General features: G+C 71.7%; 12 protein-coding genes. 7 read left to right on the top strand and 5 right to left on the bottom strand.

Going from position 1 to position 12,495, the window contains the following annotated elements; genetic code table 11:
- The first annotated feature begins 28 nt into the window (after positions 1-28).
- Entirely contained in the window at positions 29-193 is a 165-nt protein-coding gene (locus ACMGFG_RS04495) for a hypothetical protein (RefSeq protein ID WP_436929155.1), read from the top strand.
- Between the two features lie 144 nt (positions 194-337).
- The gene (locus ACMGFG_RS04490; RefSeq protein ID WP_436929154.1) at positions 338-1,033 is read left to right on the top strand and encodes a hypothetical protein; all 696 of its coding nucleotides are present in this window, start codon (positions 338-340) and stop codon (positions 1,031-1,033) included.
- A 29-nt stretch (positions 1,034-1,062) separates the two neighbouring features.
- On the opposite strand, the gene carA is transcribed toward ACMGFG_RS04490, so the two are convergent.
- Entirely contained in the window at positions 1,063-2,130 is a 1,068-nt protein-coding gene (carA, locus tag ACMGFG_RS04485) for a glutamine-hydrolyzing carbamoyl-phosphate synthase small subunit (RefSeq protein WP_436929153.1), read from the bottom strand.
- A 103-nt stretch (positions 2,131-2,233) separates the two neighbouring features.
- Between carA and ACMGFG_RS04480 the strand changes: the two genes are divergently transcribed.
- Together ACMGFG_RS04480 and ACMGFG_RS04475 are read left to right on the top strand one after the other, a co-directional pair.
- Complete coding sequence (locus ACMGFG_RS04480; RefSeq protein ID WP_135363625.1) at positions 2,234-2,647, top strand: Lrp/AsnC family transcriptional regulator; 414 nt, start codon at positions 2,234-2,236, stop codon at positions 2,645-2,647.
- A 71-nt stretch (positions 2,648-2,718) separates the two neighbouring features.
- Positions 2,719-3,321, top strand: coding sequence for an NUDIX hydrolase (locus ACMGFG_RS04475; RefSeq protein ID WP_436929152.1), 603 nt, complete (start codon positions 2,719-2,721; stop codon positions 3,319-3,321).
- Positions 3,322-3,351: 30 nt separating this feature from the next.
- Here ACMGFG_RS04475 and ACMGFG_RS04470 read toward each other — a convergent pair whose 3' ends face one another.
- The 3 genes from ACMGFG_RS04470 to ACMGFG_RS04460 form a co-directional block, all read right to left on the bottom strand.
- A complete protein-coding gene (locus ACMGFG_RS04470) occupies positions 3,352-5,094 on the bottom strand; it encodes a sensor histidine kinase (protein WP_436929151.1) in 1,743 nt (580 codons plus the stop codon).
- Positions 5,095-5,205: 111 nt separating this feature from the next.
- The gene (locus tag ACMGFG_RS04465) at positions 5,206-5,631 is read right to left on the bottom strand and encodes a DUF7977 family protein (RefSeq protein ID WP_436929150.1); all 426 of its coding nucleotides are present in this window, start codon (positions 5,629-5,631) and stop codon (positions 5,206-5,208) included.
- Positions 5,624-6,670, bottom strand: a complete 1,047-nt coding sequence (locus ACMGFG_RS04460) for a zinc-binding dehydrogenase (protein WP_436929149.1) — start codon at positions 6,668-6,670, stop codon at positions 5,624-5,626. Before ACMGFG_RS04460 ends, ACMGFG_RS04465 begins: the two co-directional genes overlap by 8 nt.
- Before the next feature lie 183 nt (positions 6,671-6,853).
- On the opposite strand from ACMGFG_RS04460, the gene ACMGFG_RS04455 reads away from it, so the two are divergent.
- The 3 genes from ACMGFG_RS04455 (at position 6,854) to ACMGFG_RS04445 (ending at position 11,787) form a co-directional block, all read left to right on the top strand.
- Positions 6,854-8,035 (top strand): ABC transporter substrate-binding protein, encoded by a 1,182-nt coding sequence (locus ACMGFG_RS04455; protein ID WP_436929148.1) that lies wholly within the window; start codon positions 6,854-6,856, stop codon positions 8,033-8,035.
- Between the two features lie 132 nt (positions 8,036-8,167).
- Positions 8,168-9,514, top strand: a complete 1,347-nt coding sequence (locus ACMGFG_RS04450) for a MogA/MoaB family molybdenum cofactor biosynthesis protein (RefSeq protein ID WP_436929147.1) — start codon at positions 8,168-8,170, stop codon at positions 9,512-9,514.
- 113 nt (positions 9,515-9,627) lie between these two features.
- Positions 9,628-11,787 (top strand): beta-glucosidase family protein, encoded by a 2,160-nt coding sequence (locus ACMGFG_RS04445; RefSeq protein WP_436929146.1) that lies wholly within the window; start codon positions 9,628-9,630, stop codon positions 11,785-11,787.
- A gap of 13 nt (positions 11,788-11,800) precedes the next feature.
- Here the strand turns inward: ACMGFG_RS04445 and ACMGFG_RS04440 are convergent, their stop codons facing one another.
- Entirely contained in the window at positions 11,801-12,466 is a 666-nt protein-coding gene (locus tag ACMGFG_RS04440; RefSeq protein ID WP_436929145.1) for an HD domain-containing protein, read from the bottom strand.
- Positions 12,467-12,495 lie beyond the last annotated feature (29 nt).

The following is a 12,495-nucleotide window of genomic DNA, read 5'->3' as shown; positions in this document are numbered from 1 at the left end:
TTTCCCGGCGACGGTCCAACACCGTGGTATGGCCCTGCCGAACTACTCCGAGTACTGGAACGAGATCGAGCCGAGCCTCCTGATCCTGGTCGGGTTCGTCCTGTTCGTCTTCCCCGAACCCGCCACCTCGGTCCTCGGTGCGGGACTCCTGTTGCTCGGCGCGTCGTGGTGGTTCTACGAGTGGGAGCGGTAGCTCGCCCGACCCCCCGACCTCGCCCCAACCGTATTAGGACGTACCCCCACCCAAAGGAATCGTAGGCGTATTCTGATATGAACCGGGTGACAACGCCCGGTTGATGACCGACGAGACGCTCGCGACGCCGCCCGGAGGGAGTCGATGACCGACGGCAGCGCCCTCGACAGGGCGATGACGCTCGCGGAGATGGCACCCCACCCGTCAGTGACGGTCGGCGTGCTCGCGGGGCGCGAGGAGTCGTTCCCCGAGGGACGGCTGCACGACCCGCCCGTGACACACCTCGACGGGACCGAGGCGCCGGCCTACGTCCTGACGAACGGGAAACGCGGTATCGGCCTCGGCACCAAGCGCAACACGACGAAACCGGCCGGCGACCGCGGTACCGTCGTCGTGGTCACCGACCGCCGGACCCTCTGTCTGGTCGGCGGGGAGCGCGAGGACACCGCCATCGAGGTCCCGCACGACTCGGTCGTCGCGGCCTCCTACCACACGGGGCTGTTCGCCGCGCGGTTCGTCCTCCGGACGCCGCGCAAGCAGTACCACTGCTGGGCGAAGCGGTCGACGGACGAGTCGCTGCTCGCGGCGGCCGCGGAGTACGTCGAGGACCGCACCGCCGACTCGCCCGCGGAGATCGAGACCGACGACGGCGCCAACCAGCTGACCTACCGCGGCCAGCCCATCAGCCGCGAGAACCACCCCGGCGTCCCCGACGAGCCCCCGTCGGACTCCGGGACGACCGAGGGAGACGGACCGGACGGCGGCGATGACGGCCAGCCCGGCGGCGACGGGGACTCGCGGGTCCAGTATCGCGGGAAACCGGTCGACTGGTCCGAGTGAGGCGAGTCGGAGCGGGAGAAGGGGGATCCTCAGTTCGTCGTCGCGGCGGGCTCGTCGTCGGCCATCGCGAGGACCTCGTCGAAGAAGCCCTTCGAGTCGTTGGGGCCGGGGTTGGCCTCGGGGTGGTACTGCCGGGTGAGGATGTCGAGTTCGTCGTTCTCCAGGCCCTCGGGCGTCTCGTCGTTGACGTTGATCTGCGTGACCTCGAGGTTGTCGCCGGGGTCGGCGACGGTGTAGCCGTGGTTCTGGGTGGTCATGACCACCTTGTCGGTCCGGAGGTCGCGGACCGGCTGGTTGACGCCGCGGTGGCCGAACTCCATCTTCTCGGTCTCGCCGCCCAGCGCGTTGGCGACGACCTGCTGGCCGAGACAGATACCGGCGATGGGTTTCTCGCCGACGTAGCTGTCGACGAGCTCGTTGGCCTGGTCGAAGTTCTCCGGGTCGCCGGGGCCGTTGGAGATGAACAGGACATCGGGGTCGAGGTCGGCGACCTCCTCCTCGGTGGTGTCGTGGGGCATGAGGTGGACCGTCGCGTCGCGCTCGACGAGCGAGGAGATGATCGACCCCTTGGCGCCGCAGTCGATGAGCGCCACGTCCGCCCCGTCGCCGTCCTCGTTGTAGACGACGGTCTCGGGGGTGGTGACCTGGTCGCCGATGTCGGTGTGGTCGCTCATGTGCTTGCACTGGTCGAGTTCGTCCAGCGCGTCCTGCTCGGTCACGTCCTCGCCGGCGGCGATGCCACACTTCATCGCGCCGGAGTCGCGGATCTCGGTGACGATGTCGCGGGTGTCGAGCTTGTCGACGGCGGGGACGCCCTCCTCTTTCAGCCACTCGACCACGTCGTCGGTGAGGTCGCGGGCGACGACGCCGCGGGGGTGGACGCGGTCGGACTCGAAGCGCTCCTCCCGGACGCCGTAGTTGCCGATCAGCGGGTAGGAGAACGTGAGGATCTGCTCCTCGTAGGAGGGGTCGGTGAGACTCTCCTCGTAGCCGGTGTACGCAGTTGTAAAGACCAGTTCCCCGCGAGTCGTGCCCGGCGAGCGCGCGCGCGCCTCGACGACGCGTCCGCCCTCCAGTGCCACGTAGGCGTCCGTCATTACGAGATGCGTATACCACCTCCGGTGATAAGCCTTGCTTTCGAAGTCAGGTTACGAAATTCGTAACGGTGAAGTGGGGTGGCCGGAAACTGTGGGGTATTCGATGGACGACCTCGACCGGGAGATCCTGAACATCCTCCGCAGGGACGCGCGGACGCCGTACACGGAGATCGCCGACGACGTGGGGACCTCCGAGGGGACGGTCCGCAACCGCGTGGAGTCGCTGGTCGAGGAGGGCGTCATCGAGCGCTTCACCGTGGCGACGCGGACGGGGAACGTCAAAGCGATGATCGAGGTCGGCGTCGACGTGAGCGTCGACACCCACGACATCAGCGACCGCGTCGCCGAGTGGACGGAGGTCGACTTCGTCTGGCAGGTCTCCGGCGAGGAGGACATCGTCTTCGTTGTCGATGCCCAGGACACCGAGCGGGTCAACGAGATCATCACCCAGACGCGCGAACTCGACGAGGTCGTGAGCACGAAGACGAGGCTCATCCTCGACGAACGCGTCGGGTGAGCGGTTCGGGTCGGTCGGAGCGACCGCGGCGAGTCGAAGACTGTTTGAACCCGCTCTCCCACGTGACTCCCATGAGTACGGACGACGAGGGGGTTCCCGGAGACGACGGCGCGCCGTCGGCCAAGGGGGCCGACGACTACCACGACAACGCCGAGCAGTCGGTGATCGCCGTCGACGAGAACGACGAGGAGCAGGGCCTGGTCAACCGCCTCGACGCCCACACCGGCGACGGCCGTCGCCACCGGGCGTTCACCTCGCTGCTGTTCGACGAGGACGACCGCATCCTGCTCGCCCAGCGCAGCCCGAAGAAGCGGCTCTGGGACACCTACTGGGACGGCACGGTCGCCTCCCACCCGCGAGAGGGCCAGACGCAGGTTGAGGCGACCCGCCAGCGCCTCGAGGAGGAACTCGGCGTCACGCCCGACCAGTACGACAACCTCCGGGTGACCGACCGCTTCGAGTACAAGCGCTACTACATGGACGAGGGCGTCGAGCACGAGGTCTGCGCGGTGCTGAAGGCCACGCTGCTCGACACGACCCTCGACCCCGACCCCGAGGAGGTCGGCGGCCTGATGTGGGTGCCCTACGAGCGCCTCTACGAACACCCGCGGTGGTACCGCCAGCTCCGTCTCTGCCCCTGGTTCGAGATCGCGATGCGCCGCGACTTCGAGTAGGCGACGCCGACCGGGCTCCCCGGCCGGCGCTCAGTCGTTCGCTTCGACTCCCGTCCGTTCGGAATCCCGCGAGTCGTCGGGCGTACCGTCGGTCGCGGCGTCGGCCAGGGGGAGGACGAGCGCGACGGTGCAGCCGTCGCCGTCGTCGACGAATTCGACCGAGCCGCCGCACTCGCCGACGACCCACTTGACGAGCCAGAGGCCGACGCCGCTGCCGTGTTCGAGCGCCGTCTCGCGGCCCGCCTCGATGACGCTCCGCTCGTGGTCCTCGATCCCAGGGCCGTCGTCGGCGACCCGGACCTCGACGAACTCGTCGCCGCGGCGGGCCGTCCGCACTTCGACGGTCGGGTCGTCGCCGGCGTGTTCGGCGGCGTTCTCGAGCAGTTCCTCGACGGCCCGCTCCAGGCAGGGGCCGCCGACCACGGTCAGCCCGTCGGGCAGGTCGACCTCGACGGTCGCGCCGTCGTGGGCGGACTCGACGCGGTCGGCGAGCCCCTCGACGCGCTCGGTGACCGCGAACGCGCGGTCGCGCTCGTCGTCGACCATCCGGGCGACGTGGCCGACCTTCTCGCTGCGGGCGACGACGCCGTCGACCGTCTCCTCGATGCGGTCGAGCCGGCGTTCGACCTCGTCGGTCGTCTCCACGTCCCGCCGGAGCAGTTCGGCGTTGCCGGCGACGACGTTCAGCTCGTTGCGGAGGTTGTGCCGGAGGACGCGGTTGAGCACGTCGAGGCGCTGCTCGTGCCGGCGGCGGTCGGTCACGTCGCGGAGGCTGAGGACACAGCCCGCGATCCCCCCGTAGCTCCGGTACAGCGGGGAGACCCGGACGTCGTAGTAACGGCGGCCCTCCGGGCCGTCGAGTTCGAGGTCGGACTGGCCGGTGGAGACCCCGCCGCCGGACTCGGCGAGCATCGGCGCCGCGGTCTCGATCGGCGTCCCGACGGCGCCCTCGGGGTCGAGGTCGAACAGCCGCGCGGCGGCGGGGTTCACGTCGACGATGCGGTCGTCCTCGTCGAGGATGACGATGCGGTCGTCCATCTCGTCGATGACGGCCTCGCGGCCGAGCTGACGGGTGGCAGGCGTGACCGACACCAGCCGGCCGCGGAACAGCGTCGCGGTCGTGACGAGGCCGGCGGCGACGAAGCCGACGGCCCCGAGCGCGTACCGGCCGGGGACGACGCCGAACAGGGAAGCGGTCCAGGCCGTCGCGGCGGCGACCATCGCGCCCAGCAGTGCCGTCGCCTGTCCCCGGAAGAACTCCGTCGTCCGGAAGTTCAGGCGCACGAGTTCGAGCCCGCCGACGGCGAACAGGAGCAGGGAGTACCCGACGTGTGCCCACGTCGCGAGGCCGAACTCCCGGGCGAGGTACGCGGTCCCGGCGGCCGTCGCGACCCACCGGTCGGCCCAGACGAGGCCGTGGGCGTCGTTCGTCCAGACCAGCGCGACGAAGACGGCGGGTTCGACGAGCAACAGCGCCAGCCGGCGGCCCCCGATCGCGCGTTCGCTCTCGGTGTACGCCAGGACCGTCACCAGCCAGGCGGCCGGGAGGACCACGGAGACGGTCGCCGCGACGCTCGACCACCGGAGCTTCCCGGCCAGTCCGGGGGTCGCCAGCCCGAGCCCCTGGGCGAGCGCGTACAGCCCGGTCGCGGCGACGAAGACCGACAGGGGCCGCGCGGCCGGCGTGTCGCGGAACGTCCACACGAACGCGGCGACGCCGCTCGCGACGATGGCGGCGAGCAACACGACGGGCGTGAACGCCGTCGTCGTCATCGATACGGGAGGGTTCCACTGTCCCCGAAATAAGTGTATGTGGCCCGATATCAGAATTGGATCGGGTCGGTCGCGACGGTGAGTGCGGCGGCCGGGCGGGTCGGGAAGCGGTCAGGACCGGCGGTTCGCGACGGCGGTCCAGACGCCGAGCAGCCCGAGGAAGACCGCGGGGACGAACGGGAGCACGAGATACGCGTCGCGGTAGCCCAGCGGGAGCGCTTCGAGCAGTCCCTGGGCCTGCGGGATCGCGATGATAGTCCAGGGGATCACGACGAGCGCGACCACGAGCGCGGCGACCAGCGCCCATCCGCGGCGGCCGAACTCCCGCGACTCGGGGTCGGGCACGTCGTAGCCACCGGGGCCGACCGGCGGGAGGTCGCCGTCCCCGCCGGTTCCGCGGACGTGCCCGTCGGCCTCGTCCCGGTCGTCAGGACCGTCCGCCGGGCCCCGGTCGTCAGGACCGTCGCCCGGCTCCCGGTCGTCGGACCGTCCGGCGCCCTCGGGCACGTCGCCGTCGGAGGCGGGCGTCTCAGCCATCGAACTCGCTGTCGGGGACGACCACGACCTTCCCGAAGCCCTCGCGGTCCTCCAGGAGTTCGTGGGCGCGGGCCGTCTCGCTCATCGGCAGGCGGTCGCGTACGCGCACCTCGAAGGTCCCGTCCCAGACCTTCGCGAGGACGTCGTCGACCTCGCCGGGCGTGGCCATCGTCGACCCGATGATCGACAGCTGGTTCCAGAACACGCGGTTGACGTTGGTCTGGGGCCGGCCGCCCGCCGTGGCGCCGCAGGTGACCAGCCGGCCGCCCTTCGCGAGGCTCTTCAGCGAGTCGTCCCACGTCTCGCCAGCGACGTGGTCGACCACCACGTCGACGCCGCGGCCGTCGGTCAGTTCCCTGATCTGTGCGGCGAAATCGTCCTCGGTGTAGTCGATGGCGTGGTCGGCGCCGACCTCGCGGGCGTAGTCGAGCTTCTCGTCGGTGCTCGCGGTCGCGAACACCTCGGCGCCGGCGAAGTCGGCGATCTGGACGGCCGCGTGGCCGACGCCGCCCGACGCGCCGAGCACGAGAACCGACTCGCCGGGGTCGATGTCGGCGCGGGTGACCAGCATCCGCCAGGCCGTCTGGAAGACGAGCGGCGCCGCGGCGGCGGTCGCCCAGTCGACGCCGCCGGGGACGGCGACGAGGTTGTCCTCGGGGACGGCGGCGAGTTCGCCGTGGACCCCGGGGACGTGCTCGCCGATGATGTGGTAGTCGACGCACATCGACGCCTCGCCGTCGCGGCAGAACTCGCACTCGCCGCAGCTGACGCCCGCCGTGACGGCCACGCGGTCGCCGGGGTCGAAGCGAGTCACGTCCGCGCCGACGGACTCGACGACGCCCGCGGCGTCGCAGCCGGGGACGTGCGGCATCTCCAGGTCGATCCCCGGCAGGCCCTTGCGGGTCCACACGTCGAGGTGGTTCAGCGCGCCGGCCTTCACGTCGACGAGCACGTCGCCCCGGCCCACTTCGGGGTCGGGCCGCTCGGCGTACTCGACCACGTCCCGGTCGCCGTGGTCCGCGTACTGGACTGCGTACATGGTCGGACCGACGCGCGCGGTGTGCAAAACAGTGACGACCCTCCGGCCCGCTGGCGGGGGATCCACCGGGCGGCGCCCGCGGTCCGAGTGGCCGCCCCCGGCCGGAGTGTCACCACCGCACTGATTCTCAGTTCGGATAATTCGGGGGCAAGGTCATTATGGGGGTCGCCCACACGATAGCGTATGTCAACGGCCGTGGGCGGACAGCGCGAGATAGAGATCCACCACCACTTCGTGTGGGGGAGCGAGGAGGAGGCGATGGACACCGTGCTGGCGGAGTACACCGACCGCACCCCCGGCGTGTCGGTCGCCGAGGAGCAGACGGTGATCAACGCGCTCCGGCTGATGATCAAGAGTCGGATCCTGCGGGAGGACCCGCCGGACGTGTGGGACGAGTGGCCGGGCGCGAACCTCCGGCCGACCGTCGAGGCCGGCGCGACAGCCGACATCACCGACCTGTGGGACCGGACGGGCATGGAGCGGGCGTACTTCGACGGGATGGTCGACGTGGCCCGCTTCGACGGCGAGTTCCACGCCGTCCCGCTGGACATGCACCGGATCAGCAACCTCTACTACAACGTCGAGCTGTTCGAGGCCGCCGGGGTCGACCCCGCGCGGCTCTCCGGGCCGGACGAACTCGTCGAGGCGCTCCCGGCCCTGGCCGAGGAGAGCGACCACCCGATCGCCGTCTTCGGCCGGAACCCGTTCGGGCTGCTCCAGCTGTGGGAGACGCTCTTTCTCGCCCACGAGGGACCGAGCGGCTACGAGGCGGCGGCCGACGGGCGGCCGTCACGCCACAGAGCGGCCATCCGCGCCGCGTTCGCCACGCTCGGGGAGTTCCTGGCGGCGGGACCGGACAACCCGGAGTTCATGGACTCGAGCGACCTGGAGTTCGCCTTCTCCGACGGGGAGGCGGCCTGCATCAACAACGGGTCGTGGTCGACGGGCCACATGGCCGGGACCGACATGGAGTTCGGCCGCGACTGGGACTGCGTTCCCTTCCCCGGGACCGACGGCGCCCACATCGTCAACACGAACGCCATCGTCCCGGCGGCCCACACCGAGGGCGACGACGCCGTGATGGAGTTCGTCGAGTACCTCGGCTCCGCCGAGACGATCGAACGGTTCAACACGATCAGCGGGTCGGTCCCGCCGCGGAGCGACGTGTCGGTCGCCGAGCTGCACCCGATGAGCCGCGAGCTCCACGAGGCGTTCGGCGGCCGCGCGACCCAGCTGCCGTCGATGTGTCACGGGCTGGCCGTCCAGCCCGAGCAGGTCGTCCAGCTGAAAGACGCCGTCGCGACCTTCCTCCAGGACCGCGACGCAGACGCCGCCGCCGACGAGGTGGTCGACGCGCTGTCCTGATCCCCGGCCCGCCGTGGCGGGGCCGCTCTCCGCGCTGTCCCGCCCACCGCTGCCCGTTCACTGTCCCGGCCGCTCGCGACCCGGGTTCGGTCGGATGCTGGCCTTTTTGGTTCGCTGCCGGGTAACGATCCCATGGTCGATTTCCAGTCACGCGACACCAGCCGCGGGTACGGGGACGACGAGGACGAGGAGGGGGACGACGCCGAGGGGGACGACGCCGACGAGGACGCCGGCGAGAGGGGGGACGAGACGGAGCCCGTCGAGGAGTCGGCCGAGGGGGTCGAGGAGGCCGACGCCGAAGCCGCGGGGGAGGACCCGCCGGAACCGGAAGGTGGCGCCGCCGGCGCGAGCGGGGGCGGGGCGACTGCCGAGGGGGCGGAGCCCGGAGCGGCCGACGACCCGCTCGCAGCGTCGTCCGGAGACGAGAGCGGCGATCCGCTGGCGCCGGACACGTCCGGGTCGGACGCGGAGTCGGGTGTCGACGAGGGCAGTGGGCCGACCGACGACGAGTCCGGTCCACAGACCGACGACACCCGGGATCCGTCCGACGACGACACCGGTGACGAGGCTCCCGGAGGGGACGCCGGGGCCGACTCGACGGCGGACGACCCGCTGGCGCCGTCGGGCGAGCCGGAGCATGGTGACGAGGGGCAGGACACTGCGGACGACCACCCGTTCGCCGACGCGGACAGCGCCGACGCCGTCCCGGGCACCGACGCCGGCGAGACGGCCGACCCCTCGTCGAGCGGACCTGCCCGCGAGGGGGGCGACCACGCCGAGTCCGGCGCGCGTTCGACGGACTCCAGCGGCCACCCACAGGACACGGCCGACCACTCGGAGGGCCCAGGCCACCAGGAGGGCGTCGACACCCCGGAGAACGCGCACCACTCGGACGGCGCACCGGAGCACGCACACGGGTCGGGCGGCCACTCGCACGGCTCCGGCGCTGACTCACACGATTCGGGGGGCCACTCCCACGACCACGCTCACGGCGCCGACGTCGGCCTGCTCGGCGTCGCGGTCGTCACGGTCTCGTCCACGCGCACACGCGAAGATGACACGAGCGGCGACGTGATCGAGGCGGTCGTCGAGGCCGCCGACCACGAGGTCGTCACCCGGGAGATCCTCCGGGACGACCTCGACGGCGTCCAGACGGCGCTGTTGAACCTCACCGGCCGCGACGACGTGGACGTGGTCGTCACGACCGGCGGCACGGGCGTCACGCCCGACGACGTGACCGTCGAGGCCGCCCGTCCGCTCTTCGACCGCGAGCTCCCGGGCTTCGGCGAGTTGTTCCGCATCCTCTCCTACGAGGAGATCGGCACCCGCGCGATGGTCTCCCGCGCCACCGCCGGGATGGTCGACGGCGTCCCGGTCTTCTGTCTCCCCGGCAGCGAGGCCGCAGCCCGCCTGGGGACCGAGGAACTCGTCGTCGAGGAGATGGCCCACCTCGTCTCGCTCGCCCGCCGGGACGACTGACCGCCGACCTCCTCCCCCTCCCGCCGAACCCGCCTCGTAACACAGTATTCGGGCCGCACCTTTCGCCCCGACCAGGGCAACGATTAAGTCGATCCTGACTGAACGTCCAGTCAATGACGACGGACACGGTGGATCGGCTCCTCTCGGAGCTGACACTGGCGGAGAAGGTACGGCTGACGCACGGCGCGACGGACACGGAGGGGACGGCGACCGGCTTCGTCCCCGGGATCGAGCGGCTGGACATCCCGCCGGTCAGATTCTCGGACGGGCCGCTGGGGGTCCGCACCGACGACCCGGCGACGGCGTTCCCGGCGGCGACGGCGCTGGCGTCGTCGTTCGATCCGGAACTCGCTCGCGAACTCGGCCGGGCGCTGGGCCGGGAGGCGCTGGGGCGGGACCAGGACGTGCTGCTCGGGCCGGGGCTGAACCTCGTCCGGGTGCCCCACTGCGGGCGCAACTTCGAGTACTACTCGGAGGACCCGGTCGTGACCGGCCGCTTCGCCGCGGGCGTCGTCGACGGGGTCGAATCGACGGGCGTCGTCGCCACGCCGAAACACTTCGTCGCGAACAACCAGGAGACGGCCCGCGCGTCGGTCAGCGCCGAGGTCGACGAGCGCGTCCTCCGGGAGCTATACCTGCCGGGCTTCCGCGACGCCGTCGACGCCGGCGCCGGCGCGGTGATGTCCTCGTACAACCGCGTCAACGGGACGTACATGAGCCAGCACGAGCGCCTCCTGACCGAGGTACTCAAGGACGAGTGGGGCTTCGACGGTGTGGTCATGTCCGACTGGTTCGGCACCGAGAGCGTCGTCGGAACGGCGTCGGCGGGGCTGGACCTGCAGATGCCCGGCATCTCCGCCGAGGAGCTGTTCGAGTCGATGGGCGCACCCGGGGAGGAGGCCGACGGTGCGGACCGCGAAGACGGCGACGCGCCGCCCGAGGACCCGACCGAGGGATTCGACTACGCCGACGGGATGCCCGACCCGACGACGGGCGGCCTCTACCGCGAGGAGCTGGCCGACGCCGTCGAAGCCGGTGAAGTGCCGGAGTCCCGGCTCGACGACATGGTCCGGCGGCTACTCACCCAGCTGGACCGCCACGGGCTGCTCGACGGGTCTCGGGAATCGGCCGACACCGAGGGCGCCGTCGACACGCCGGAACACCGCGGGCTGGCCGAGGGGGTCGCGGTCCGCGGGACCGTCCTGCTGGACAACGACGGCGTCCTGCCGCTGGCCGACGACGCCGACGTGGCCGTGGTCGGCCCGAACGTCGACGAGGCGATCCTCGGTGGGGGCGGCTCCTCGGAGGTGACACCGGCCACCGAGACCAGCCCGGTCGAAGGGATCGAGGCCCGCGCCGAGGGCGCTGTCTCTGTCGCCCGCGGCCACCCGCGGGTCGAGGACATCTCGCTGTTCGACGCGTTCGAACCGGACGACGGCGACGAGGGCGAGGAGGGTCCCGACCCATCGGTCGACGATGCGGTCGCGGCCGCAGCCGACGCCGACGTTGCGCTCGTGTTCGTCCGCGACCAGGCCACCGAGGCCGCCGACCGCGAGTCGCTCGCGCTGCCCGGCGAGCAGGACGAACTGATCGAGGCGGTCGCGGCCGAGAACGACCGGACGGTCGTGGTCGCGAACACGAGCGGTCCCTTCGAGGCGCCCTGGCGCGAGGACGTGGCGGCCGTCGTCGCGGGCTGGTACCCCGGCCAGGCCCACGGGGCGGCCGCGGCGGCCGTCCTCTACGGCGACAGCGACCCCGGCGGGCGGCTCCCGGTGACGTTCGCGCCCGCTGAAGCGTACCCCACCGCTGACGAGCGCCGCTACCCCGGCGTCGACGGCGAGGCACACTACGACGAGGGGCTGCTCGTCGGCTACCGGCACTTCGACGCGACCGACGCCGAGCCCACGTACCCGTTCGGCCACGGGCACTCCTACGCGACCTTCGAGTACCGCGACGCCGAGGCGATCGACGACGCCACCGTCGAACTCACCGTCGAGAACACCGGCGACCGGCGCGGCCGGGAGGTCGTCCAGGCCTACGTCGACTCGCCGGCGGCGCCCGACGACCTGGACCGGCCGCCGCGGGAACTCGGCGGGTTCGCCTCGCTGGCGCTCGACCCCGGCGAGTCCAGCCGCATCGCGGTCGCGCTCGACGAACGCGCGTTCGGGCGCTACGACGCCGACGAGGGCTGGACGGTCGACGCCGGCGAGCACACCGTCTCGCTCGGCCGCTCGTCGCGGGACCTGCGACTCGACGTGCCGATCGAGCGGTAGCGGTCACCGACGGTCACAGGTCGCCGCGCCACTCGCCCTCGAAGCGCTCGACGAACTCCCGGACGAACGCGGCCCGCTCCGCCGCTAGTTCCCGTCCGGGCTCGGTCTCCATCGCCTCGGGCAGCCGCAGCAGTTTCTCCCGGGCGTGCTGGATCACGGTGTTGTCACGGTCGTTCCGGTCGTAGCTGTCCCTCGCTTCCCGGCCGGGGTCGTACATCCCCTGGCCGTGGTGGGCGCCGAAGGTGAACGCCCGGCCGATCCCGACCGCGCCCAGCGCGTCGAGGTTGTCGGCGTCCCGCAGGACCCGCTCCTCGGGCGTCGGCTCGCGGTCCAGGTCCGTCCGCTCGGCGAAGTCGTACTCCTCGTGGTGGGCCACGCAGTGACAGACCGCCTCGCGACGGTCCCCGGGAAATTCCGCGTCCGCGAGGATCGTCCGGACCTCCGGGAGCGTCTCCTTCGGGTGGGTGAACCCCTCCCCGCGCAGGCGGTGGAGGTCGTGGACAAGCGCCGCCGCGCCGACGACGGTGGTGTCGGCGCCCGTCTCCGCCGCGAGCCGGCGTCCCAGCCGGTAGACCCGCCAGGCGTGGGCCATGTCGTGACCCGTCTCGTCGCCCGCGAAATGGTCGCGGGCCTCTTCGGCCACCCGCTCGTGGACCGCCGGCACGTCGTCCGCTCGCATGACTGTGGGCCGGCGGCCCGGGACGAAAA

It is taken from the genome of Halosimplex halobium (assembly GCF_051414055.1).
GTDB lineage: Archaea > Halobacteriota > Halobacteria > Halobacteriales > Haloarculaceae > Halosimplex > Halosimplex halobium.
This window is presented reverse-complemented; position numbering and strand designations above follow the sequence as displayed.